Source organism: Legionella spiritensis, assembly GCF_900186965.1.
GTDB lineage: Bacteria > Pseudomonadota > Gammaproteobacteria > Legionellales > Legionellaceae > Legionella_C > Legionella_C spiritensis.
Genome location: NZ_LT906457.1, coordinates 772,024 through 796,426, shown reverse-complemented (window position 1 = coordinate 796,426; position 24,403 = coordinate 772,024). Strand labels below are relative to the sequence as shown.

Genomic DNA, 24,403 nt, shown 5'->3' with positions numbered 1-24,403 from the left:
TCCCGGCATGACCCCCGCAATACGGCCGCAGGCCTCCTTGCGGGCTACGGCTCTTTGACAAAATGACCGTACATTTATCTGTTTCAGGCTGTAAAAAGTATTTGACTTGTTTCAGTTTGCAGAATTTGCCGGCTTCGACCTTGACAAGATGAAGTGGCACCCTTAGCATGCTCGCATCAAATCCCAAAGGATATATAATGACGGTAGACCGATTAAAGGCATTGGTTAGTGATGATTTTGATGCTGTTAATAGTCTGATTGTTGACAAAATCCAGTCTCAGGTAGGCTTGATTGATGACCTGTCGAAGCATATCGTGGAAAGCGGAGGCAAGCGTTTACGCCCGTTATTAGTGCTCTTGTCCAGTCATGCCTGCGACTACCAGGGAAATGATCACATCCCTTTGGCCGCCATGATCGAATTCTTTCATACCGCAACGTTGCTGCATGACGACGTGGTAGATGAATCAACCTTGCGCCGTGGCCGGGAAACAGCCAATGAAATATGGGGCAGCAAGGCCAGTATTCTGGTCGGCGACTATCTTTTCACGCAATCCGTTCAACTCATGGCTAGCGTAAGTAACTGGGGCATTGTCCGCCTGCTGGCTGATACTTCCCATCAAATCAGTTGCGGAGAAGTCAAACAACTGGTCAATCGCCATAATCCTTCCGTATCGATAGAAGACTATCTGGATGTTATCCGTTCAAAAACAGCCCTGTTATTCGCCGCCTCAGCGTCCATAGGCGCCCTTTTGGGCGAGTCGGGAGAAGCGGTCAATAAAAATATGTATGACTACGGACTTCATCTGGGTAACGCATTTCAACTCATTGACGACGCGCTGGATTATTGTTCCAACGCCGAGACTATCGGAAAAAATATCGGCGATGATTTGGCGGACGGAAAGGCTACCATGCCCCTGTTGTATATACTAAAATACGGCACGCCGGAACAAAAAGAGTTGATCGAGAACAGCCTTAGGGAAGGAGGTTTAACCAATCTCGACAGCATTCTCAACGCGCTTGAATCAACGAAGGCCATTGAATTTACCAAAAATTTCGCGGCCCGGGAAATTGATCACGCCTTGAGTGCTCTTGCAATTTTACCGAATAGTCCGTATAAGGAAGCACTGACGGAACTAGCCCACTTTGCGCTTAACCGCAATCATTAATCGGAGTGTAGCTCAGACTGGTAGAGCACTGCCTTCGGGAGGCAGGGGTCGCAGGTTCAATTCCTGTCACTCCGACCAATTAAATCCAGGGTTATAGACGTTATTACAAAACAAAATTCAAATATAGAGTGCATGTAGAGTGCAAATTGAATGTGTTTTATTGAAAATAAGAATATATCTGAAATCATGTGTAAGCTCTTAAAATCATCCTGCATGGGCTTATTGTTGATAGTTATCCCTCCGATGAAAGCAGCCTCGGATACATGCCATCCCAAAATAAACCCCAAATTACCTCAATATATAGCGGGTTATGGAAGTTTGATTGATGAGCAATCTAAAAAGACTACAGACTCAAACGCTTATGAGAACATTCCTGTTTTAATTAAAGGCTTTAAAAGGAGCTGGTGTGCGCACGGTAATTTGCCAGGATTCAATGCAACTTTTTTGTCTTTAAATGAAAACGAAAAAGGGATATTTAACGGCGTAATTTATAGAGTTCGTGATTCCAAAGAAATAGAGCTATATGACACCAGAGAAACTGTTTACTGCAGGAAAGAGTTAAGCATCGAACAAATTAAAATATATACAAAAAATATTCCTGAAAAAATGCAGGTATGGATTTACTATCCAAAATCAATACAAGATGATCAACCTAGTGCCTTATCCGCATTCAATGCGTGGGTAAATTGATTTCAGTTTGTGACGTGCATTATCGATGCTGAATTGCCAGTTAACCCCTTTCTGCTTCTGATTTGTTTTTTGTGCCCAAGCGCGTGTTTCTTCTGCCAAAAGCTCAATACTGCCAAACCGTCTGTTATTGATACACTGACTGGTCATGGCGCTGAGCTCGCATTCTGCAATATTCAACCAGCTACCATGTTTTGGGGTATGGTGAAACTCGATTTTCCGCACAATTTCGCGTGCTTTTTCCGCAGGGAATGCCTCATAGAATGCACCGCGTGTATGCGTATTCAAGTTGTCGCAAACCAGAATAATTTTGTCAGCACTTGCATATTGGGTACGTATCAACTGTTCCATTTCTATAGCCCAATCTATCTTTGTGCGGCGAGAACGCACGCTAACCGTCCGGGTTCCAGCAAGGGGTTCTGTAAACATGAATATGGATGCCGTTCCTGCCCGCTCATATTCATAGTCAACGCGTTTTGGATGATGTCTTGTTGCTGAAATCGGTGTTCTTGTTTCATTCAGAAGCTGGATAGGTTGTTCATCCATGCAAATTACCGGTACCAGTGGATTGAAAGAGCGTGAGTAAATTTCAAGAACATCCTCCATGCCTGCCGCAAATTCACCGTCCGATTCTGGCGGAATAACCCAGTACTCAAGTTTCTTGCGGGTCAGACCGTTTTTTTTAGAATGCCCCTGATCGTTTCTCTGCCTATGGTATCCACTATCTCGAGTCTTATCATTTCATCCCTGAGAAGACTCAGAGTCCAGCTTCCATACCCACCAGGTGGCGTTCCAAGACGCATCGCTATTAATTGCGCTTCCTGTTCTCCAGATAGCCGTCTTGCCCGGGGTGGATTCTTTGGTTTTTTTCCATTGAGCGCAGTGTCAAATCCTTCCAATACAAGACGCTTGCGTACATCCTCAACAGTTTGTATGCGACAGTCAAATGCTTCGGCTATCTTGGCGTCAGGCCAGTTGACCCCATTAACATCTGCTTTCAACAATATCTGTGCGCGCTTTACTTTCTGCGGACTACCTCTCAGTTTCTTCACTACTCCTTCAAGCTCAACCCTTTCTTCTGGCGACAGGCGCACTATATATTTTTTCATAACTTCCTGTACTGATAAAAAACATCAGCACGAAAAGTATCTCTTCAGATTGCACAATTCAAGATGTTTATCCATTTCTGCTAATATTTCTTTTAGAATAGTATTATTTTACCCACGTGTTGAATGCGGATAAGGCACTAGCCGTGAATATCCCATTACACAATCATATGTCGATATATTTATTAGAGGTTGCATTAAAATTGAAGAAAAATTCAATATAAAAGATTTTGCTAAAGAATGTATTTTAACTACGGATAACTGGCCTGAACAACACTGGGTCAATGATAGAATTTATCCCAGGCGCCCTTCCGCATATGAACCTTATGCGCGTAAGATAGATGGTCTATTAAAAGAACTTTTAACTAAGCAATTTAAAAATATAAGAATTGAATAAACTGCATGGGTTAGCGCAAAAGCATTATTGCGCTAACCCAATGAGTAGATACTTTAACGGCGCTAACCACACTTTCTGTGCTGTTCCAACCATGAATCAAGGTCATTCTTCAAATAGCGTATTGATCGTCCGATTTTAATATATTTAGGGCCTGGAGTTCTATTAGCTAAAGTTCCATTTACCCTGTCTTGAGAAAGAAAAGAACGGCTCATGCAGATATAGCAAGCAGCTTCAGCTTCTTTAAAAACTCTCTTCTCCACAATAAATACGAGTCTGTAAAATTTTCTGTGTAACTAGCCATTCCATTATTCAGTAACTCTATCACCGAATTCGATCATAAACCGATTCATAGCTGGCTTCCAGTTGTGGATCGGCATTGTCCATTTCCGAGCAATTCGTTCAATCGCAAGATAGAGCAATTTAAAAACTGATTCGTCAGATGGGAACATTCTTTTATTTTTAATTACCTTTCGCAAAGTCATATTCAACGATTCGATGGCATTTGTCGTATATATGGCTCGACGGATGTCAGCTGGATAATCAAAAAATGGGGTAATACGTATCCAGTCTCTGCGCCATGAGGAGCTTATGGATGGGTATTGGTCGTCCCATTTCTCAGAAAATGCTTCCAGCGCCATTTCAGCCTCAATGAGTGTTTTGGCACTGTAGATTGTTTTTAAATCAGCAGCAAGGATTTTACGGTCTTTCCAGCTGACATAAGCCAATGAATTTCGAATTTTGTGTACAATGCAAAGCTGAACTTTAGCGTGTGGATATACTGTTTCAATGGCTTCTGGAAAGCCAGTAAGTCCATCAACACACGCAATAAATATTTCATCCAGGCCACGATTTTTTATATCTGTCAGTACGTTTAGCCAAAATTTTGCGCCTTCATTTTGGCTAATCCACATGCCCAGAAGTTCTTTGTAGCCATCTGTATTAACACCCAATGCCAAATAGACGGATTTGTTAATAATACCTTTGTCAGTCTTTACTTTAACGACAATACAATCCAAATAAACAATGGGGAAGCAACTATCCAGAGGCCTTGCCTGCCAGGCACGTACATCTGATAAAACCGCGTCTGTCACGCTTGAAATCAATGTGGGTGATATGGTTGTACCATAGATTTCTTCAAGCTCGCTTTGGATGTCGCGTGTACTTAAACCTCGGGCATAAAATGAAATGATTTTTTCATCAAGACCATCAAAGCGGGTAGCGTATTTAGGGATAATATGAGGTTCAAATGTGCCTGTTCGGTCACGTGGCACCGCTATTTCCATTTCGCCTTCATTAACCTGAATAGTCTTCTTGCTGTACCCATTACGACTGTTGCTCTTGCGTTCAACAGCCTTGGCATGCTTGTCATAGCCTAAATGATGCGTAAGTTCTCCGGATAGCGTAGCCTCTAAGCCTCGACGCTTTAGCTGTTTAAAAAACTCAGTGAAGTCTTCTTGCGTTTTACACGTCTTGGCTATTTCCTTGGCCAATTCATCTATATCATGAGTCATAGTTTGTCTCTTCTTCAATGCCTGTCTGAAAATAGGCAGATTATATACTATGACCAATTACACAAAATTATTTACAGACCCTCACTTGAACCTCTTCTCTCTAAAATAAAAGGAGTTCACGTGCAGGGTAGTTTTTTTAAAAATACAGGAACGGCTATTAGTATTCACCCACCTGATGATAGGCCTTCACCCGGCGGTATAACTATACTTTAACTTCATTCGAAAAGTGCAAAATCACGAAAATATTTTTTCTATATTCTCTTGTATTTCATCCTCACTTGGCTTTGCATAACGAAATATCTCTTTTATTGATACATTCCCACTAACCTCTTGAGCAAAATGAACGCCATGTTTATCAGTAACTCGTTTTAGAAATGTATGTCGCAGCATATGCGGGGTAAAATCAAATTTTTCTTCATCTGGTAAAAATGCCAGAGCTTGTTTAACTAGCCTCTGACATGTTCGATAAACATCAAGTGTTTTGAGGCGTGTATTGTATCGACTTACAAATAGCGGCTCATCTGGCTCAGGATTTCTTTGTTCTATATATTGCTCTAAAAACTGCCTAGACTCTATTGGTAAAGGCACCCTACCCGTTACTCGCTTACTTTTATGGCGAACAACACTTGATAGCCCTTTTCTTTCATATTGATAAACATCTAAACAAACAAGTTCTGATGCCCGAAGTCCGCTACCAAGTAAGGTATAAAATATTGCTGCTTCCAATAACGGATTTTGATTTTTACGCGTACAACTTTTAATTCGTTGCTCACAAGAAGATTTAAGTCGCATTAATTGACGGCTTGTTAAACCGTTCCAATCAGGCGCATCAACCTGAACATCTTTAACTTGTGCTAATGGATCACCTGCCAACAATGGTCTATGTTGATGGAGCCATCTACCAACATGACGAATGGTAGCCATGGTTCGATTAACAGTTGTTGCCTTATATGGTTTTTGAGTAACAGGAGATATTGTTTTTGTTAATGTCCTTTGAAATTGCTTGCTAACGGCTGGTGTCCAACTATCCACCTGGTCATGCCCTACTTCCCTTTCAAAGAACCGAATAAATTTTGTCAGATCAGACATTTTTGCCTGTTCCGTTTTTTCAGGTGCGCCTTTGACATGAACTTCAAAATAATAGCCAAGCCATGCTTTTAATGAATTGGTATCAAATTGAACACTCACCTGGCTTGAAATCTTATCTATCACAAATTTTGAATTTTTGTCCTTTTTAGGCTTTAATAAATTCAAGGGTCTCGACTTTGCCTTTCTCTCGATATTAACCTTTTTGGGAAGGATAAGGTACGTTATCTATCACCAATGACATAGGAATGAACTTGTAATAGATAGGGGTTTTAAATGGGCTGCCTCTCCTCGCATTTAAGGGGGCAGATACAAAAATATTCTGGATTTTATATGCTGGAATGGTAGGTGAGGGTTTAAGAGAAACGGTTCTACCACCTCAACCTGATGAGCAGCAAAAAAAATTACAAACAGACTCATGTTGCTCCTGAAATTTGACAGAAAGTCATGACGCCGGTTGGCAATAAAAAACAGCAACAGCACATGAAGCAACAATTGCGAGACATTACGAATTTGTATAAAATATGCACCATTTGCTAATGTGGCTTTATTAAACAGCCAGACAATCCATCTACGGACTTATCAATGCCCGATACAAAGCGAGAAAAAACCAAACTGGATATCAAATCGCACTCTAACAGTGAGTTGGTTAAGTTGATTTCACAACAAATGCTCGAAGGTGATTACTCCTACGCCTCACTCTGGATATCAATAGTTAATTTTTCCAAACGCACTCCTGACACCAGGGAATCCCGACAAATTCAAGCATTAATCAATGACCTAAGAGAACAATGCGAAGACCGCATCAAGGAAGACGACTCTCATGCCATGACTGTTCGCGGCATGATGCATAAACATGCTCACGGTGGTCGCAAAGATTACGCGGAAGCCATCAGACTTTTTGACAAGGCCATCGAACTTAAGAACCCTGCCGCCATGAACAACCGTGCCTTGATGCATCAACATGGTCAAGGTGGCCCCGTTAATTACCGGGAGGCTATCAGGCTTTATGAGATGGCCATTCGATTGGGTGATGCTGCCGCCATGCGCAACCGTGCCTTGATGCATGAAGACGGAGTGGGTGGTCCCGTAAATTATCCGGAGGCCATCAGGCTTTATGAGATGGCCATTCGATTGGGTGATGCTATCGCCATGTGCAACCGTGCCTTGATGCATGAAGACGGGGTGGGTGGTCCCGTTAATAACCCGGAAGCCATCAGACTTTTTGAGCAGGCCATTGTATGGGGTCATGCTGCCGCCATGTACAACCGTGCCGTGATGCATAAACAAGGTCAAGGTGGTCCCGTTAATTATCCGGAAGCCATCAGGCTTTATGAACAGGCCATTGAATTGGGTAATGCCTCCGCCTGTAACAACCGTGCCTGGATGCATCAAAAGGGTCTGGGTGGCGACGTTAATTACCCGGAAGCCATCAGGCTTTATGACAAGGCCATTGAATTGGGTAATGCTTATGCCATGAAAAACCGTGCCTTTATGCATAAAAAAGGTCAAGGTGGTCCCGTTAATTACCCGGAGGCCATCAGGCTTTATGAAATGGCAAACAGGTTGGGGAATTCATCAGCCAAATTAAACCTGAACAATATATATAGACTCGAATCGGTAAACAATGCTGATGCCGCGCTCAAATTACTGAATGTCATCTGGGACGACTTGCTTGCCGGGCTGCCCTTTACTGAACATACCCTGACCCTGCTTGGCACCCATTGTAAAGATGAGATTCTTGCCCGCTTAACAGACAAGGAATCCAAACCGGGTACCAATCTCAAATTTATCAGCCAATTAATCACCAACTGCGACCTTCCGTTGACTCAAATCCTGAATCATGGAAAAACAACAAGTGACACCGAAGAACTTCAATCGCTCAGTGCCTACGGCAAATCCCTGCTCAATCAGCGCATGACGTTTTTTAAAGGGGTCAGAGATGAAGGCTCCGTTTTATCGACTCTTCCTGAAGAAACAGCAGAACACCTTTTGTCTTTCGTGCACCCAGGGGAACCACGTCAAACGGTATAAATAATCTGAATGGGTACTCCTGCATAAATGAGCTTATGCGGGAGTAATCACGAGATTCATCGAATATAAGGGTTTGCATACCCTTCAACCCTGGCCACCTGACGTGACCATGTCCGTTCAAATTCTGTTCTTCGGCAACAGATGAACTGAAGCCATTCAATCACCCTGTTGCCTCAATGAAAAATATTAATTTAATAAAACCTTAAGCCGGATTGTATAAAATATGCACCAGTTGCTGATACAGCTTTAATAAACAGCCAGACAATTCATTTAAGGACTTATCAATGCCCGATACAAAACGAGAAAAAACCAAACTGGATATCAAATCGCACTCTAACAGTGAGTTGGTTAAGTTGATTTCACAACAAATGCTCGAAGGGGATTACTCCTACGCCTCACTCTGGATATCAATAGTTAATTTTTCCAAACGCACTCCTGAGACCAGGGAATCCCGACAAATTCAAGCATTAATCAATGACCTCAGAGAACAATGCGAAGACCGCATCAAGGAAGACGACTCTCATGCCATGATCATTCGCGGCGGGATGCACCATCTCGGTGCCGGGGAGCGGATTGATTACAACAAGGCGATAGCCCTCTATGACAAGGCCATCGAACTTAATAACCCTGCCGCCATGAACAGCCGTGCTTTTATGCATCAAAATGGTCAAGGTGGTCCCGTAAATTACCCGGAAGCCATCAGGCTTTATGAGATGGCCATTGAATTGGGTGATGCTTCCGCCATGTACAACCGTGCCGTGATGCATCGACATGGTCAAGGTGGTCCCGTAAATTACCCGGAAGCCATCAGGCTTTATGAGATGGCCATTGTATTGAATCATGCTGACGCCATGAACAACCGTGGCTTGATGCATAAGATGGGTCAAGGTGGTCCTGAAAATTATCCGGAGGCCATCCGACTTTTCGAGATGGCAAACAGGCTGGGGAGAAGACAAGCCAACTTAAACCTGAACAATATATATAAGCTCGAAATGGCAAACAGTGCCGAAACCGCGCTCGAATTACTGGATGTCATCTGGGACGATCTCCTTGCCGGGCTGCCCTTTACTGAGCATACCCTGACCCTGCTTGGCACCCATTGTAAAAATGAGATTCTTGCCCGCTTAACGGACATACAATCCAAACCGGGTACCAATCTCAAATTTATCAGCGAATTAATCACCAACCACGACCATCCATTGACTAAAATCCTGGATCATGGAAAATCGCTCAAGAGCTACAGCCAATATCTGCTCCGCCGGGCTAAGACGATATTTCAAGGTGGCCGGCATGAAAAATACCACACCGAGGAACTTCAATCGCTCAGTACCCACGGCAAATCCCTGCTCAATCAGCGCATGACGTTTTTTAAAGGGGTCAGAGATGAAGGCTCCGTTTTATCGACTCTTCCTGAAGAAACAGCAGAACACCTTTTGTCTTTCGTGCACCCAGGGGAACCACGTCGAACGGTATAAATAATCTGAATGGGTACTCCTGCATAAATGAGCTTATGCGGGAGTAATCACGCTTAAGCTTAAACCGATAGTCATCATCCATATTCATCGAATATAAGAGTTTGCATACCCTTCAACCCTGGCCACCTGACGTGACCATGTCCGCTCAAATTCAGTCACCGGAAAATCTCTGTTCCAGGCGTTAAACAACTGTTTTTGCTGCCTGCTTAATCGTATCCCATATTTATCGGCCATGAATAAATTAGCCCTGGCCACTATACCTTTTGCAGAATCAGGGGGCTCGGCTTTTCTCAATGCCCTGTCGACATAAAAACCACAACCGTAGGTCTGCCTTTTACCAGGAATTGACGAATACCGGTAATTACTGCGTATCTGATTAATCAAACCATTGGCCGGCCATAAATTATAAAGTTCCGCTTCCGCTTTTTGAAACGCCTTGTCTATTCTGGCGCAGCATTTACGGCCCTTATACGCCCTGCCCTTGCTGTCTTTGCATAATTTCTCCCGCCAGCAGCGAAACTGACGACCGAAATTTTCAGCAGGCATCATGTGTTCCCACTCCACGCGATGAGCGCGTTTTTTATTGGATCCCGAATCCATCCCGCAGCTTTTTAAATCAATGCGATTGTCTTGATCGAATCGACACTGGCAATACAAGGTAACGCGGTGACTGGCAAACAACGCACCTGCGATTTTTTTGGAGCTGGCAAAAGAATGAGGTTCCAGCGCGTGCAAAGCCATTGTGATGTGGTCAAGCAAATTTGTACACCCCAGTTAAGCCACGTTTTTCATTAACCCCCAGAACCTGTTTTCAAATTGATTCGGACTTTGATAACCCAAAAACGAATGCAACCTTTGATTATTATAAAACATGGTCATGTAATCCAGAATATCCTGTTTTGCCTCGCGTCTGGTTTGATAATTACGCCAATGAATTAATTGATTTTTCAAGCGGCTGAAAAAGCTCTCAGCAACACTATTATCCCAGCAATCGCCTTTTTTACTCATGCTGCCCACAAGACCATGCTGATTGAGCAAGTCACGATATTGTTTGCTGGCATATTGTGAGCCTCTATCGGAATGCACGATAAGGCCTGCTTTGGGCTTTCTTTGCCAAATTGCCATGGTTAACGCATCACAAACCGTGTCGGCCTTCATTCTTGAACTCATGTTCCAGCCAACCACTTTTCGGGAAAACAAGTCAATCATCACCGTCAGGTATAGCCAGCCCTCATGGGTCGGGATATAGGTAATATCAGACACATAAGCACGATTGGGTTCATTGACATTAAATTGCCTGTTTAAAACATTATCAAAAACAGGCTGATTATGATTACTGTTTGTTGTTACCTTGTATTTCTTTTTATAGCGAACAAAAACACCAGCCTCACGCATCAAACTGCGGGTTTTTCTTCGACCAACCGGGTAGCCAAGAGCATTCAGCACCTTTCTTATCCTGCGATTTCCATACGAGAATTTGCTGGATTCTGATATTTTTTTAACCCAATCCAATAACCCCTGATGTTCTGGTTTATTTGCCGGTCTTGTCCGTTTGCGTTTTTGATAACTATAGTATTCGGATGGAGTAACGCCCATTAGCCGGCACATCATGTGGTGGCTTTCTGTGGCGGGTTTATGGCGGCTTTATTTTGGACAGAAAAATACCGTGTGGCTAAAGGACATTTTAAAATAAGTTGCATACCATCCGATTGAACTTCAATCACACCCGCACGAACCAAACCAGAAACAGCACGACGGACTTGATCACGAGAAAAGCTCTGGCTTTTAATGCCTTGGTGAGGTTCGATATAAAGCTGCTCAGATATAGACTGGTAACTGATTCGCCGCTTGATGCCTGTTATTCCTGTTTGAACATCCATATACGGTCGTATCCCTCTTAAATAAGCCAGTTGCTGGATGTGAGGTAGTCCGCAGAGGGCTCCCAGTTCATCATGGTTTATTAACATGTCCATTTGTTACTTAAATTCCTATTTGAAACTGACTTCCAAAAACTTAATCCTCTATAAAGTTGTTGAAAATAATTAATTTCAGAGGCATCCTTACACTTACAAGGCGTATAAATTCATGCTATTTATACTCAGAATACGCATAATAATTTATTATATACATATATTGCGTATAAATGTAAAGATATATTTATGAAAAATGCTACTAAAGTAAAAAAAGATAGTTCTGCAATGGGGCAACGCATCAAAAGAGCGCGTATGCTTGCTGGCTTATCTCGAAAAGATTTGGAAGAAAAGCATGGAATCAGTATCCATACGCTTCAATCATGGGAACTTGGAAGAAACCCTTTAAATAAAGCCAAAGCTGCTTCTTTAGTAGAAATACTTAATCAATATGATGTGAGTTGCTCAATTGATTGGTTATTAAAAGGCATAGGAAAAGGCCCATCAATAATCGAAAATGAATTTCAAAATTATCCATTTCTTACAGATACAGTTGGTAACCTTCTCGTCTCAGAACAAGCCATACAAAAAGAAATAGACTTCTTTAAAACGAATAACCCAAACGCTGTTGTGATAATGGTCTCAGATGATGCAATGGAACCAGAGTATATGTCTGGTGATTTTATCGGTGGTATTAAGTTTATTGATCGGGACAAGAAGGGAGAATGTGTGGGGCATAATTGTATTGTGGAAACCACAGACGGTATTTTTTTTCGCCGGTTGATTAAAAGTGAAGATAAGTATTTATTGGTTTGTAATAACAACAAAACATCAGTCAGTGATCCCGTTATTTCAGCAGACTCAATTTTATCCATCGCCCCAGTTATTTGGCATCGATGGAAATTTGATGCCTTATCAAATTAGGGCTTACGAGCATTCATGATACTGGTCCTTGCATCGACCAACCTACTTCACCCCACCTTAATTATTTTGGGATGGCTGGGTAATATAGTGCGGGGCGTTACTGATCTTTCCGTATATTTTGGAATATGACTATTCATTTTCCTATCCCTGTGTTGACCAATCTATTTTTCTAACTGCATTCACCTTATGCTCCGGCGCTAAATGTGCGTACCTCAGCGTCATCGCAATATCAGAGTGACCTAATAACTCACGAACCGTATTCAGATCGACCCCTGCCATCACTAACTTACTCGCGAAATGATGTCGTAAATCATGCCATCTAAACTGCGTAATATTCGCTTTTTTCAATAACGATCCCCATGAGCGTTTCACATGGTAAAATGGTTGATTGTTTTTACTTGGAAAAACCAATCCTTCTTTTGTCTCTGCTTTTTTATGCAGATGATCCAAAATTTTATAAGCCTCATCATTGAGTGGAATAAAGCGAGAGTTTTTGTTTTTTGTAATCTCACCAGACAAAATCAATGAGCCTTCAGACAGATTCACCATATCCCAGGTTAAATGAAACAATTCGCCTCGTCGTAATCCAGTATTTATCGACAATAGCACCATTGGTGTTAAATGATCGCTAAACTCTTCATCATTATACTCTGGTAAAAATGGATAACCTCTTTTTTTCCTCCACTCATTTGCACTGCATCGTTCCTTTTTCAATTGTTCTTCTCGATCCAACAAGGCTTGTCGCAAGCGTGATTCTTCCTCTAAAGACAAATAACGTACTTTAGCAGAATGATCTAATTTTAATGGTTTTAAGTTTTGTAAACTATAGTGATCTATGACACCCCATTCGTGTGCTTTTCTTATTGCAGCTTTAAGAATCGTAACATCTCGGTTAACGGTTGCATTCGATGTTCCTTCATTTAAACGTTTTGTACGCCATTGTTCTATGGTGGATGTGGAAATTTCTATGAGAGGTTTGTGTAGTAATTTTTCAAAACAACGGGTAAGCCTGGTAACGGTTTCTTGGCCTCTTTTCTGATGAGATAAGGCCCAAGGCTTATATTCAGTTTCAATAAATTCTTTAAGTGTCTTCGGTTTATTGATTCCTTTGCTTGCTGTCGGCTCAATGCCCTTATTAACATTGCTTAACACTTCCAAGGCTTTTTCACGCGCTTGCGCTGCAGTGATGACACCGACTTTGCCCAAATTAATACGACGACCTCTTTTATACTGGCAGATATAACTCATGCTGCCAGAGGGATGTACTCTGATTAAAAATCCCTTCAAATGAGTATCTCTGACATCATAAACTTTTTCTTGTGGCTGCAAAGTTTTTAATAACGAATTGCTAATCTTTGCCTGCATATTTGCCCTCTATCTTTATATCCTCGATAAAATTTGATCTAAAAGATCAAAAATCACTATAATCAGGTTCACGGGTAAGGCCTATGGTTCGCCTGTGGGGCCCTTTCATCGACTTAGCTTAACCCACAGGAAAAACGATTTTATAGGGCCGTCTTTATTTATGCCAAAAAGTATCTGACTCCCAATCAATGGAGAATCCCATTTCTTGATATGGCAAACGCTTAAACGATTTCATTAATTTTTTTAAATGGGATTTCCAGTCATTCTCAGGGGCAATTATTTTTAATAACCGATCCAATACAATAAGCTGAGCATAGCAGGTACGCTCTTTATCGAATTTTTTATTGAATAAAAATGATAATGCTGGACAAATCACAAACCAACGATTCCAAACGCGAGAATGGTGAGCGCATAAATTTCTCATATATCTCAAAGAACTCAACCAAGACTCCATCGTAGTAGGATGCTCTTGGAATAAATGACAAATTAATTTCTTTTCACCAAGCTTTTTGATGTTGCCAAAAACATTAATACAAACGCCAAAAGATAAATTTTCAAACACCAACCAGCTGGGAGGATACGGTGGTTCATCGTACCGCTTATAATATTCTTTTATTTGTGGCTCATGTGATGTTCGGCAAGCCGCATCTACTTGTGTTATAAAGAACTGATGTTTTTCCTTGTTTTTAAATAATGATGCGTCTAAATACCAATGGGGAGAATGTAAACAACTCATGGTATCAGACAAGCTGGTGCGGAATGCAATCTCAATACGCTCAAGAGCATCATTAATGAGCAAACGCAACTTTCTGTCAAACTGATAAATTTGACAGGCATCCTCGAATGAGGGCGGGCTATTTTCATTATGATTATTGATCAAACAATCAAGATAGGCGGATAATCTATGGTAACTAACTGTTTTTAAATACAGGGTTGCTAGAGAACGATCATGAATCTGGATGTTTTTCGATTCGATTAGATTGAAAATTTCATCTGAGGAAAGTGCTGGTTTATTGTATTTTGACTTGTCCATAAAAAAATAACCCGCCGTGGTTCGCATTGTGAAGAGGCGTGGCGGGTATGGTTGTTTATATTATAATCTATACCACCACAACATTTCAATTTTTTCGCACACTTTTTTCTATACCCAATGAAATTGGTGTAATATATTCAAATTGGTGGGGCAGTGTCTGACCAATTTGAAAGAGAGTGCATATAGAGTGCAAATTCATTGTGAAATGTAACATAACAATATGTCACTGTACATCTTAAAAAGCACTTTAGCCCTTTATTTACAAGGGGGATTTATTCATGGGGATACATGAAAATCTATGGAGAAATATTTAAATTCGCCTTCGGGAGGCAGGGGTCGCAGGTTCAATTCCTGTCACTCCGACCAATTAAATCCAGGGTTATAGACGTTTTTACAAAAACAGAATTTCATTACAGGGTGCATACAGGTTTTTTTATACCCGGGAAATGCTGATTTTATCAGCAGATTTGGTACAGACTGGCATTTGATCATTGACATCCAGACTCCCAACGCAATCCTTTCTTGATTCAGAAAAAAAGCTCATCATTGACAAGGATGATAATTTACGAACTTGACTCTTAATCGAGTTTGTATATTTTTCTACAGTTTGTATAAGACCGTCAATAATATCGTTTTTTACCTCTTCTGTGGCAAGTTGTATATTTAATGCTTCGTTTATACTTTCTGCCAAGGCAACGGTCGTTTTGACAGGTTTCAATTCCAGGAAAGATTTAAAGTCATGGGCCGCTTCAATATCTCTTTGCTCATATTCCGTGATGACAACTATTTCGTATACTGTTCGAGCTATGGCCTGGTAAACCCTTTCCGCTTTTTCTATCGCCTCTTTTGTTTTAATTTTTGTCAGTTCTGACATTTCAGCTTGTATTTCACGTATGTTATCCCTGAACTCTGACTGTTCTATCCATTGTTCAATCATTTCTTTCTCTTTATTGATTGACTCTAAACTTTCACAGGGTATTAATTCATCTTCGTCGTCGTTATATTCCATTAAAAAAACTTCCATAACTGAATTTTTAAAATCCGTACAGGGCACTTTTTTCCCGGGTAATTCAGATAGCGGGTAAATATCATTAAGATGGGCATCGATGACAAGGCTATTATTAAGGACAACCACGCAGTGATCCATTTGCCCTGACCGGTCGGAAAATTCTGCCCGATACGCTTGCCAATTCTCAGGCAATAATCCCTGTGACCTTTGTTGCGACAGATAATCTAAAACTAATAATGCGAATTCCTCGCAATTGCCCAAACCCATCTTTTTTATTTCATTGATCTTGTAGTTGAACGTAAATTTATAGCGGCCTCCTTCAGAATGCCATATATATTCCTCAAACGTTTTAATATCGTTATCATCTTTATAATTAGTATCTTGATCATTAGGCTCAAGTTTAAAATTGTCCGGACATTTTTTTAATTTTTCGTAGATATCCTTGTTAAATGACCTTCTAATTGTATTTTGCGCATATTTTACTGCGCTTTCTGCTAGTTCTTGTTCGTTGATGTACATAGTAACGCTTGGGTTAGTTTGGTAATTTGCCATATACTTTAAAATATATAACTTAAGAAAATCTTAATAATGACTTAATGTTCACAAGGTAGACTATTCGAACTTTTTGAAAAGTTTACAAGCATGAGTCATGAAATTTTTAGAAAACCTTGAAGACTATCTGCCTCAAAACCTCTCCTCTGAAACGTTATACTACGTACGTGCAACATTTGGCGCAATGGCCGCCTATTCGACCGTAGCCATTAACCCGGTAGCCGGAGCTCTTGTCCTATTAGGCCATGGAGTCTGGGAATACGCGGGACTTTATATGCGCCCGGACATTACCGAGCAGGAAAAAAGGGTCACCTGTTATAACCAGGCTTTTGAGAAATTACGTGCCAAAGCAGAACATTCAGGTAGTGAATGCTCAAAGACGGAAATAGAGAACGCTAAAAACATATTTTTTGTACACAACCTTATCGAGGAAGTTTGCTACAAGGCCTTGATTGAGATTGTTGAAGAACTTGATATACGTGGCGATACAATTACTGAAAAACAATCAGGCATCATACTGGCGCACTTAAAAAAAATAGCTCATGTGGAATTACGTAAACCAGACGGGTATACGAATAAGGGCAGGCAAATGATTACCGAAGAGCAGTTCTCGAAGGTATTAGCAAATATCAACACCATTATCCATGATCGCGACGGCCGATTGACAGATGCCCGATACCGTTCATTGACGGACTTATGCGTCGCATTGGATGATCATAACAGCTATGTTAAGAACATATTATTTAACTCCTGGTTTCGCTGTGACGATATGCACTGCAGCACCCATCTGGACATGATAAAAGGCGTGGTTGACTTTGATAAACGTATGGCAGCGCAGACAGGATTTGACTTTGCACGCGCGTTACAGGAAAAGAAAGATTACTATGATACGTACCATGGTTCGATTAGACAAATAGAATCTCCTGAAACCGGTAAAAAAACGGCCTCGGAATTTGTTAATGTTGCAAGAGTTAGAGGTCTGTTTACAAATGAAATAATTAAGCCGTTATTGGAAGTAGAGCGCGATACGCCATTAACGACATGGTTAGAGGAATCTCGGTTGTTCGGTGGATCCGAGATAAAAACGCTCACCAAAAGTCGTCGTGTGTCGTGTGCCCCACGCTTCCATAAGAAGATAGATCAAGATCCATTACTGGATGAAACGCTTACCGTTGGTCAATTTCTGAATAAATATTTTCCTGAAATGACAAATGACGTGGATATCTCCGCCGAGCCACCCGATTATGTTGGCTACGAAATTCCCGGTCAGCAAATGAATTCTTGAAAATTAATTTACAGAACCTGCCCCCGGGCTCTGACGGTATTGGTACAACAATGGGTTGCAAAAAAACGGGGCTCATTCTACAGTACCCTTCTGACAATTTTTAAAAATCGCCTGATCTGAAAGAAAAACAAGCGCCTGCAGGAGAGTACTGTGACCAAAATGGATATTTACCCAACGCGTAACGACAGCAAGGAACACATTATTCCACGACGGGAACCTGTCGTTTATGGTGAGGGAAAACGACATAATCTGTTGTCTTCTGCCGAACTCGATTTCTTCGCACACCATGGTTATCTCATCAAGCCCGGCCTGCTGGCTGATAAAGTGGATGAGGTGCTCGCGGAGATCCCGAGAATGCAAGTCGAGCTTGCAGGAAAACAGGAGCTGATCCTGGAACCGGACAGTAATATGGTACGTTCCGTTTTCTCGCCGGAAAAATATAGTGATATTTGTAAATCTCTGGCTTGTGACAGGAACCTGTTGCACGCAGCAGAGCAAATTCTTGATAGCGAGGTATACATCCATCACTCGCGTATTAACGTAAAAGCCGGTTTGAGCGGCAAATCATTTTCCTGGCATTCTGATTTTGAAACATGGCACTCGGAAGATGGGATCCCGGGGATGCGAATTTTAACAGGCTGGGTATTTTTAACGGAGAATAATGAATTTAACGGCTCCTTATTTGTGATCCCCCAGTCCCATAAGTATTTTATTAGTTGTGTCGGCGAAACGCCCCAGGATAATTTTAAAACCTCTCTGCGCAACCAGACTTATGGTGTGCCTGGCAAAGAGTTATTGGCGCAAATGGTCAACCAGTTTGGCATGAAAGGCATTTATGGGCCGCCGGGTACGGTTGTTTTCCATGAAGGGAATTTGTTGCATGGTTCACCTGACAATATGGCGCCTATGCCGAGGAGCAATATCTTTTTTGTCTATAACAGCGTCGAAAATACACCCGTTGAACCGTTTAACGGCCTCTCGCCCCGACCGGAATTTCTTGCAAGACCATTCACAGGTGCTGTTACAGCAAAGGAATGAATTAGCCCCGGCAGAGTCCGCTGCTTGCCCGAACGATAAGTTTCGGGGTAAGCAGCAAGGTTTGCCTTGGGGCACCTGGTGTGGCGATTTCCTGCAACAAAAGACGTGCGGCCTGTTCAGCCAATTGTTGATGGGGCACTTGAATTGTGGTGAGTGACGGCGAGATCATGTCGGATAAAAACATGCCATTAAAACCCACAACGGAATAATCGCCGGGAATCTCATAGCCCTTGCTCTGCAATTGCTGTATGGCGCCAATTGCCATTAGATCGTTTGCCGCCAGAATGGCGGACGCTTTTTTATGACGCTTGAGGAATAGCTCCGCACCCTGCATGCCAGCCTCTATAGTAAAAGCATCGAGCGGTATCACGTCCCTCTCAAGTTCATGTTTTGCACAGTAATCAAGAAAGGTACTTAATCGTTCCTTCCCTTGCGAAATGACTTGCGGCCCGGCAAAGTGAACAATATGGCGATGTCCCAGTTCGAGCAAGTGATTCATCGCAAGTTCAATCCCATATATATCGTCATTGATTACCCGATGGGCGGCATGTTCGTCATGAATGGAACGATTGACCAGAACCATGGGAAGCTGCTGCCGGACACAATAATTTACGCTACTGTCTTTAAGAAACGCGCTCGCAATGATAATACCATCGATTTTCCGGGCAATGAGATTCCGGATTTCGGCAATGGCCAGGGTTTGGTTATTATTGGAACTCGCAATAAATGTGACATAACCCTCCCGGGATAAATAATCCTGCGCGCCTTTGATCATAGCGGGAAAGAGCGGATTGAGAATATCGGGTACCACGATACCAATAGTGCGGGTTTTTTGTTTGCGCAAGCTCTGGGCGGTATAATCCGCCACGTAACCGAGTTTTACAGCCGCTTCCCTGACTTGAGCAATGACTTCCGTGCTTATTTTTGCACGGAGACCAGGGTTTAGTGCCCGCGATACGGTAGACGTGCTGACTCCTAAATAGTCTGCAACGTCTTTGATACGAATACGCTTTTTCATGAACAGTTATGCACCGGTAATGTACGGGTGGATGTAATTATACGTAACTAATTTCATTTCCGTCATTTCTTCTATTGCGTATCGTATTCCTTCCCGCCCCGTTCCTGAGGCTTTAACACCCCCGTAAGGCATATGATCAATGCGAAAAGTCGACACGTCATTAATATTTATACCGCCAATCTCTACCGTGTCAATGGCATATTGTATCTTGCGCAGATCGTGGGTAAACAATCCCATTTGCAATCCATAGTCGGAATCAGAGACTTTGGTGATAGCTTCTGTAAAATCCCGGTAGGAAGAAAGGACAACAATGGGGCCAAAGATTTCATCTTTGGCAATACTTAAGCTCTCGTCACAGCTTTCGATCAAAGTCGGCTCAATCACCAGATTATGCCGCCCTCCCCCAACCAGCACCTGAGCGCCGTTTGCAACGGCTTGTTGAATGCTGCGCTCAATTCGATCAGCGGCAATTTGGTTGATGACCGGACCGACCACGGTACTTCGATGCTTCGGATCGCCAGATTTGAGTGCCTTGACTTTACGAATTAATATATTTTTGGCGTCCTCGTAAATGGTATCATGGATATATACCCGTTGAACCGAGATGCAGGTCTGTCCCGCATTGAGATAACCGCCCCATACCACGCGATCCAGCGCATACTCCAAATCGGCATCGGGCTCAATGATATTACCGGCATTGCCACCCAGCTCCAGCGTTACCGGTTTTTTACCCGCCTGTCTTTTTAATTCCCAACCAACCCTGGGGCTGCCCGTGAAACTGAGCATGCGAATACGTTCATCGCTGACCAGTGCCTGAGCCACGTCGTTACGACAAGGCACGATTGCAATAGCATTGGCCGGCCATCCGGATTCAATGATAATTTGTCCCAGACGGATGGCGGTCATGGCCGTTTGCAGATCAGGTTTGATAATCACAGGATTTCCGGCAGCGAGGGCAGGAGCCACCTTGTGGGCCACAAGATTGAGCGGAAAATTAAAAGGCGTAATGCCAGCGATAAGGCCGCGAGGCACGCGATGAAGATGAGCCTCTCTTCGTGACTGATCTGGGAGCCAGTCGAGTGAAAAAATGTCGCCATTAATACGCAAAGCTTCTTCGGCTGCGACCTGAAAGGTAAACTGTGCGCGATCGACTTCCGCAAAAGCTGCGGTAACAGGCTTCCCGCTTTCAGTGGTAATACCCTCGGCAAGTTCCGAACGGCGTTGTTGAATTTTTTCCGCAATAATTTTAAGAATGTTGCTGCGTTGCCAGGCAGATAAGGCTCTGGTTTGAGAAAAGGCCCCTGTTGCCTGGGCAATACCGCGCTCCATAAGCGCCGCATCGGCCAGCATGAGTTGTGCGAACGGTGTATCGTCGTAAGGATTGCTCAGGATCAGGGTATCTTTTGTGGACATACTCACCCCGTTGATTACGGGTTCCAAAATATTTTTTATCCCCGTGTTTATTTCTTCCAAATCCAGCATGGTCTTACTCTCCGCTCAAGTGAGGTGTAACAAGGGTTGCTCAATGGCTTGCGCCAACTGTTGCGCAAACCGGATCAATTCGGACAATTTAGCCGTATCAAATCCGCTGATTAAGATTTCGTATCCGGACTCCTTGTCGGTGACCAGAATAGTCGGCATGGGACTGTTTTCGATGGAGAGCGCCGTAATATGAGATCCGCTGAGATATAAGACATGCAGACACGGCTCGGTTGTAGCAGTGGAGTGGATTTCCAGCCGGGAAAAACGTCCGTAATCAGGATCGGAAATATAACTTTCGCTCATGGCTTGGCCATCCCAATTGTCTACTTGAATGGTGAGCGGTGCCGTATCCTGATACAACCGATGCGAGCGCATTAATGATGCCGCCAGAGTAGCGAGCAGATGGCCTGCGTTTCGCGAATTATGATCTTGTTGCCGTAATAACCAGCTCTCGCAATCTTTCATACCGTCACTGGACACGGTTATGACAAGACGGCAGGTTTGTCGTGGAACCGGCGCCGGATTAGGCAGCGTTTTCACATCATCGGAGAGCGCTTGTTGCTCCGCGATAAATTGATCTACATCGGCTGCATGCACAATACTTCTGTTGCAATGGTGCGCCACGGCTTGTAACGTGATGCCGTGTTGTTTTACCAGAGATCTGGCTTTCGGTGAGGCCAATACCGATTCCGACACCAGGGGGATAACCGTGGCCGAAGGTTGGGTTTTTAGTGGATGCGGCGCAGGTGCTTTTATTTCCTCCTGTCCGGTTTCTGACGCTTGATTCTCGAACTCCGGCGCTGGATCAATGACTGCGACGACATTACCCACTGGAACCTCGCTCCCGGCTTCATAGAAAATTTTGCCAAGAAATCCCGAGTGTCTGGCTTCGATTTCCATAACCGCTTTATCCGTTTCAACATCCATAATGATGTCGCCAACCGCGATGGCGTCACCGGGTTTTTTATGCCAACAGGCTATGGATCCGGTATCCTGATTCATTCCCAAAACGGGCATAATAATGTCATGCGGCATGGCAAATCTTTCCTGAAACTAATTGTTGGGCTTTTTCAATAACCGATTGTGCTGTCGGTACGGTTAAATCCTCCAGGGCGGGAGAAAAAGGGACAGGCACGTCCATGGCGCCGAGGCGAATCAGGGGCGCATCAAGATAATAAAACGCTTTTTCCGCCAGTCGACTGGCAATTTCAGCGGTAATACCAAAACTCTGATGCCCTTCATCCACAATAATCACCCGGCCGGTTTTTTTTACTGATTCAATGAGGGTTGTTTCGTCAAGAGGCACGATGGTGCGAATATCAATGACCTCCGCTGAAATATTGTGTTCGACCAGAACATCCGCCGCCTCTTCGATGACCTGTACCATCGAACTGCATGCGATTAACGTGATGTCCTTTCCCAAACGGTTAATATTAGCCTGGCCAAAGGGGATCCGATAAGGTTCTTCCGGAACATGGCCTTTCATTTGGTACGAGAGTTTGTCTTCAAAAAATACGACCGGATTATTATCGCGAATCGCCGTTTTCAAGAGTCCCTTGGCTTCATAGGGCGTGGACGGAATGGCAACCTTAAGTCCGGGAATATGAGCCACCATGGCATGCAGGCTTTGACTATGTTGCGCCGCGGAACGGCGAGTGGCTCCCAGATTGGTGCGCAAGACCATAGGCACCTTGAGTTTACCTCCAGACATATAATGTTGCTTGGCCGCCTGATTTGCCAGCTGATCCATAACCAGAAACAAAAAATCGCCAAACATGATGTCCACGATAGGACGGCATCCGGTCATGGCCGCGCCAACGGCGATACCGACAAATCCCGGCTCGGAAATGGGGGTGTCGATGATGCGTTGAGTGCCAAACTCTTCCGCCAGTCCGGACAACACCTTGAAAGGCGTCCCTGCTTCGGCCACATCCTCTCCCATAAGCAAAATGGTCGGATCAGCGCGCATTTCTTCACAGATGGCCTCATTAACCGCCTTTGCCCAGGTTATCTCTCTCATATTTCCTCCTGTGTCGCATATACGTGTTGATTTACTTCCGATGCCTGGGGGTACGGCGCGTTTAAAGCATAGTCCACCGCGTTTTGCGCCTCTTGTTCGATATCATGGCGGATACTATCCAGTCGCGTCTGATCGACGATGTTGTTCTTTATCAGATATTGACCAAGCATTTGAATGGGATCGCGCTGCTCTTTCCAGTAAATTTCCTCTTCCTTACTGCGGTAATAACGTCGATCAATGTCGCCTACGTGATGGCCGAAATACCGATAGGTGTTTAACAGCACAAAAGAAGGCCCCTCACCGGCTCTGGCTCGGGACACCAGTTCTTGCGCCAGTTGATGCACCGCCAGAACATCCTGCCCGTCTACTTCATGCGCCTCAATGCCAAAAGCCTGCGCCCGGGCTTTCAAATCACCGGCCGCCATTTCAGATACTTTGGTGTATTCCCCATAAAGATTGTTTTCACAGGCATAAATAACTGGCAAAGACCAAAGTGCCGCCATATTCATCACTTCATAAAGCAAACCCTGACCCAGCGCACCGTCGCCGAAAAAACACACACTAACGGCATTGTCATTCCTGTATTTTGCACTCAAGGCCGCGCCTGTGGCTATCCCCATGCTGCCGCCAACAATAGCATTGGCTCCGAGATTGCCATTGCCTTGATCCGCAATATGCATGGAACCACCCTTTCCTCGACAATACCCTTCCCGCTTGCCAAGGAGTTCGCAAAACATTTGCTCATATTGCGCCCCTTTGGCGACGCAATGGCCATGTCCGCGGTGGGTGCTGGTAATAGTGTCCGCTGGCGTCAGCGCTTCGCAAATGCCTACCGCCACGGCTTCCTGACCGGAATACATATGGGTTAATCCCGGCATTTTGGCGGATAAATACAATTCATTCGCGTTGTCTTCAAAGACACGGATCCGTACCATTTGCCGGTACATTCGCAATAACGTGCCGGAGTTTAATGTTTTTTTCTTCTTCATGGTTCACCTTTCAATGTCCGCAGGAGCGATGCCCCATACTCTTCTGCACTTTGGAACTACAACCGCAGGCGGTAGCCGCCGGGCTTGATTTATTGACCTTCATGCCTTTGGGCAGTCCCCGGGTTTTTACCGCCACCCCGGGCACAACAATACGTCGAATTTTTATTCCCGTATCGGGATGAATGGATAAAGGAGGATCATTGACGTTTTGTAAAAACTCAAAACATTGCTCTTCGTTTTCAATCGTTTCATAGACATAAACAGGCATCATTTCTCCTTGGGTTTCGTGAACAAAATCCTTCACCATTGCAATGGA

The 24,403-nt window shown here is 43.5% G+C and carries 21 protein-coding genes, 1 tRNA gene and 2 pseudogenes; 8 read left to right on the top strand and 16 right to left on the bottom strand.

The genetic code is table 11. The features are described 5' to 3' along the window. The first annotated feature begins 197 nt into the window (after positions 1-197). The 3 genes from CKW05_RS03705 (at position 198) to CKW05_RS03695 (ending at position 1,856) form a co-directional block, all read left to right on the top strand. A complete protein-coding gene (locus CKW05_RS03705; protein ID WP_058484133.1) occupies positions 198-1,166 on the top strand; it encodes a polyprenyl synthetase family protein in 969 nt (322 codons plus the stop codon). A 1-nt stretch (position 1,167) separates the two neighbouring features. Then, positions 1,168-1,244: transfer RNA gene (locus tag CKW05_RS03700), tRNA-Pro, on the top strand. Between the two features lie 72 nt (positions 1,245-1,316). After that, positions 1,317-1,856 (top strand): gamma-glutamylcyclotransferase, encoded by a 540-nt coding sequence (locus CKW05_RS03695; RefSeq protein WP_231950687.1) that lies wholly within the window; start codon positions 1,317-1,319, stop codon positions 1,854-1,856. Here CKW05_RS03695 and CKW05_RS03690 read toward each other — a convergent pair. From CKW05_RS03690 to CKW05_RS03665, 4 genes are all read right to left on the bottom strand, one after another. After that, positions 1,827-2,495 carry an IS630 family transposase gene (locus CKW05_RS03690; protein ID WP_231950738.1) on the bottom strand — a complete coding sequence of 223 codons (669 nt, stop codon included), beginning with the start codon at positions 2,493-2,495 and terminating at the stop codon, positions 1,827-1,829. The two genes, CKW05_RS03695 and CKW05_RS03690, sit on opposite strands and share 30 nt — an antisense overlap. A gap of 26 nt (positions 2,496-2,521) precedes the next feature. Then, positions 2,522-2,962, bottom strand: a complete 441-nt coding sequence (locus CKW05_RS03685) for a helix-turn-helix domain-containing protein (protein WP_058484135.1) — start codon at positions 2,960-2,962, stop codon at positions 2,522-2,524. Between the two features lie 699 nt (positions 2,963-3,661). Then, entirely contained in the window at positions 3,662-4,867 is a 1,206-nt protein-coding gene (locus tag CKW05_RS03670) for an IS256 family transposase (protein ID WP_095140569.1), read from the bottom strand. A gap of 234 nt (positions 4,868-5,101) precedes the next feature. Beyond that, a complete protein-coding gene (locus CKW05_RS03665; protein WP_058483853.1) occupies positions 5,102-6,121 on the bottom strand; it encodes a tyrosine-type recombinase/integrase in 1,020 nt (339 codons plus the stop codon). A 417-nt stretch (positions 6,122-6,538) separates the two neighbouring features. Here CKW05_RS03665 and CKW05_RS03660 point away from each other — a divergent pair, with 417 nt between their 5' ends. After that, a complete protein-coding gene (locus CKW05_RS03660; RefSeq protein ID WP_095140567.1) occupies positions 6,539-7,987 on the top strand; it encodes a tetratricopeptide repeat protein in 1,449 nt (482 codons plus the stop codon). A 284-nt stretch (positions 7,988-8,271) separates the two neighbouring features. After that, positions 8,272-9,462 carry a tetratricopeptide repeat protein gene (locus CKW05_RS03655; RefSeq protein WP_095140566.1) on the top strand — a complete coding sequence of 397 codons (1,191 nt, stop codon included), beginning with the start codon at positions 8,272-8,274 and terminating at the stop codon, positions 9,460-9,462. A gap of 84 nt (positions 9,463-9,546) precedes the next feature. Here the strand turns inward: CKW05_RS03655 and CKW05_RS03650 are convergent, their stop codons facing one another. The 3 genes and pseudogenes from CKW05_RS03650 to CKW05_RS03640 form a co-directional block, all read right to left on the bottom strand. Beyond that, on the bottom strand, positions 9,547-10,221 hold the full coding sequence (locus tag CKW05_RS03650; RefSeq protein WP_231950685.1) for an endonuclease: 675 nt from the start codon (positions 10,219-10,221) through the stop codon (positions 9,547-9,549). Between the two features lie 15 nt (positions 10,222-10,236). Beyond that, positions 10,237-11,073, bottom strand: a pseudogene (locus tag CKW05_RS03645) (IS3 family transposase); the annotation flags it as partial. Positions 11,074-11,075: 2 nt separating this feature from the next. After that, a pseudogene (locus CKW05_RS03640) lies at positions 11,076-11,435 on the bottom strand (hypothetical protein); the annotation flags it as partial. Positions 11,436-11,621: 186 nt separating this feature from the next. On the opposite strand from CKW05_RS03640, the gene CKW05_RS03635 reads away from it, so the two are divergent. After that, entirely contained in the window at positions 11,622-12,296 is a 675-nt protein-coding gene (locus CKW05_RS03635) for an XRE family transcriptional regulator (RefSeq protein ID WP_058484811.1), read from the top strand. A gap of 141 nt (positions 12,297-12,437) precedes the next feature. Here the strand turns inward: CKW05_RS03635 and CKW05_RS03630 are convergent, their stop codons facing one another. The 3 genes from CKW05_RS03630 to CKW05_RS03620 all read right to left on the bottom strand — a co-directional run bounded on the left by CKW05_RS03630 (position 12,438) and on the right by CKW05_RS03620 (position 16,222). Continuing rightward, complete coding sequence (locus CKW05_RS03630; protein WP_058484812.1) at positions 12,438-13,661, bottom strand: site-specific integrase; 1,224 nt, start codon at positions 13,659-13,661, stop codon at positions 12,438-12,440. A gap of 154 nt (positions 13,662-13,815) precedes the next feature. Further along, positions 13,816-14,694 (bottom strand): Abi family protein, encoded by an 879-nt coding sequence (locus CKW05_RS03625; RefSeq protein WP_065238448.1) that lies wholly within the window; start codon positions 14,692-14,694, stop codon positions 13,816-13,818. 433 nt (positions 14,695-15,127) lie between these two features. After that, a complete protein-coding gene (locus CKW05_RS03620; protein WP_058484814.1) occupies positions 15,128-16,222 on the bottom strand; it encodes a hypothetical protein in 1,095 nt (364 codons plus the stop codon). Positions 16,223-16,352: 130 nt separating this feature from the next. On the opposite strand from CKW05_RS03620, the gene CKW05_RS03615 reads away from it, so the two are divergent. Next, the gene (locus CKW05_RS03615; protein ID WP_058484815.1) at positions 16,353-17,540 is read left to right on the top strand and encodes a hypothetical protein; all 1,188 of its coding nucleotides are present in this window, start codon (positions 16,353-16,355) and stop codon (positions 17,538-17,540) included. Between the two features lie 159 nt (positions 17,541-17,699). Beyond that, entirely contained in the window at positions 17,700-18,578 is an 879-nt protein-coding gene (locus CKW05_RS03610) for a phytanoyl-CoA dioxygenase family protein (RefSeq protein WP_058484823.1), read from the top strand. Position 18,579: 1 nt separating this feature from the next. On the opposite strand, the gene CKW05_RS03605 is transcribed toward CKW05_RS03610, so the two are convergent. From CKW05_RS03605 to CKW05_RS03580, 6 genes are read right to left on the bottom strand one after another with little or no spacing between them, the layout of a single operon-like run. Continuing rightward, on the bottom strand, positions 18,580-19,596 hold the full coding sequence (locus tag CKW05_RS03605) for a LacI family DNA-binding transcriptional regulator (RefSeq protein WP_058484816.1): 1,017 nt from the start codon (positions 19,594-19,596) through the stop codon (positions 18,580-18,582). A 6-nt stretch (positions 19,597-19,602) separates the two neighbouring features. Further along, the gene (locus CKW05_RS03600; RefSeq protein WP_065238447.1) at positions 19,603-21,078 is read right to left on the bottom strand and encodes an aldehyde dehydrogenase family protein; all 1,476 of its coding nucleotides are present in this window, start codon (positions 21,076-21,078) and stop codon (positions 19,603-19,605) included. Positions 21,079-21,093: 15 nt separating this feature from the next. Then, positions 21,094-22,113 (bottom strand): biotin/lipoyl-containing protein, encoded by a 1,020-nt coding sequence (locus CKW05_RS03595; RefSeq protein ID WP_058484817.1) that lies wholly within the window; start codon positions 22,111-22,113, stop codon positions 21,094-21,096. Continuing rightward, positions 22,103-23,098 carry an alpha-ketoacid dehydrogenase subunit beta gene (locus CKW05_RS03590; RefSeq protein ID WP_058484818.1) on the bottom strand — a complete coding sequence of 332 codons (996 nt, stop codon included), beginning with the start codon at positions 23,096-23,098 and terminating at the stop codon, positions 22,103-22,105. The genes CKW05_RS03595 and CKW05_RS03590 overlap by 11 nt, the downstream gene beginning before the upstream one ends. Next, positions 23,095-24,087, bottom strand: coding sequence for a thiamine pyrophosphate-dependent dehydrogenase E1 component subunit alpha (locus CKW05_RS03585; RefSeq protein ID WP_058484819.1), 993 nt, complete (start codon positions 24,085-24,087; stop codon positions 23,095-23,097). Before CKW05_RS03585 ends, CKW05_RS03590 begins: the two co-directional genes overlap by 4 nt. A 10-nt stretch (positions 24,088-24,097) precedes the next feature. Continuing rightward, the gene (locus CKW05_RS03580) at positions 24,098-24,394 is read right to left on the bottom strand and encodes an FmdB family zinc ribbon protein (RefSeq protein ID WP_133141193.1); all 297 of its coding nucleotides are present in this window, start codon (positions 24,392-24,394) and stop codon (positions 24,098-24,100) included. Positions 24,395-24,403 lie beyond the last annotated feature (9 nt).

Excerpts from the sequence above, each read along its gene's own strand:
- CKW05_RS03705 (WP_058484133.1), top strand. The coding sequence starts at position 198 with ATGACGGTAGACCGATTAAAGGCATTGGTTAGTGATGATTTTGATGCT.
- CKW05_RS03695 (WP_231950687.1), top strand. The coding sequence starts at position 1,317 with ATGTGTTTTATTGAAAATAAGAATATATCTGAAATCATGTGTAAGCTC.
- CKW05_RS03685 (WP_058484135.1), bottom strand. The coding sequence starts at position 2,962 with ATGAAAAAATATATAGTGCGCCTGTCGCCAGAAGAAAGGGTTGAGCTT.
- CKW05_RS03670 (WP_095140569.1), bottom strand. The coding sequence starts at position 4,867 with ATGACTCATGATATAGATGAATTGGCCAAGGAAATAGCCAAGACGTGT.
- CKW05_RS03660 (WP_095140567.1), top strand. The coding sequence starts at position 6,539 with ATGCCCGATACAAAGCGAGAAAAAACCAAACTGGATATCAAATCGCAC.
- CKW05_RS03655 (WP_095140566.1), top strand. The coding sequence starts at position 8,272 with ATGCCCGATACAAAACGAGAAAAAACCAAACTGGATATCAAATCGCAC.
- CKW05_RS03635 (WP_058484811.1), top strand. The coding sequence starts at position 11,622 with ATGAAAAATGCTACTAAAGTAAAAAAAGATAGTTCTGCAATGGGGCAA.
- CKW05_RS03630 (WP_058484812.1), bottom strand. The coding sequence starts at position 13,661 with ATGCAGGCAAAGATTAGCAATTCGTTATTAAAAACTTTGCAGCCACAA.
- CKW05_RS03625 (WP_065238448.1), bottom strand. The coding sequence starts at position 14,694 with ATGGACAAGTCAAAATACAATAAACCAGCACTTTCCTCAGATGAAATT.
- CKW05_RS03620 (WP_058484814.1), bottom strand. The coding sequence starts at position 16,222 with ATGTACATCAACGAACAAGAACTAGCAGAAAGCGCAGTAAAATATGCG.
- CKW05_RS03615 (WP_058484815.1), top strand. The coding sequence starts at position 16,353 with ATGAAATTTTTAGAAAACCTTGAAGACTATCTGCCTCAAAACCTCTCC.
- CKW05_RS03610 (WP_058484823.1), top strand. The coding sequence starts at position 17,700 with ATGGATATTTACCCAACGCGTAACGACAGCAAGGAACACATTATTCCA.
- CKW05_RS03605 (WP_058484816.1), bottom strand. The coding sequence starts at position 19,596 with ATGAAAAAGCGTATTCGTATCAAAGACGTTGCAGACTATTTAGGAGTC.
- CKW05_RS03600 (WP_065238447.1), bottom strand. The coding sequence starts at position 21,078 with ATGCTGGATTTGGAAGAAATAAACACGGGGATAAAAAATATTTTGGAA.
- CKW05_RS03595 (WP_058484817.1), bottom strand. The coding sequence starts at position 22,113 with ATGCCGCATGACATTATTATGCCCGTTTTGGGAATGAATCAGGATACC.
- CKW05_RS03590 (WP_058484818.1), bottom strand. The coding sequence starts at position 23,098 with ATGAGAGAGATAACCTGGGCAAAGGCGGTTAATGAGGCCATCTGTGAA.
- CKW05_RS03585 (WP_058484819.1), bottom strand. The coding sequence starts at position 24,087 with ATGAAGAAGAAAAAAACATTAAACTCCGGCACGTTATTGCGAATGTAC.
- CKW05_RS03580 (WP_133141193.1), bottom strand. The coding sequence starts at position 24,394 with ATGGTGAAGGATTTTGTTCACGAAACCCAAGGAGAAATGATGCCTGTT.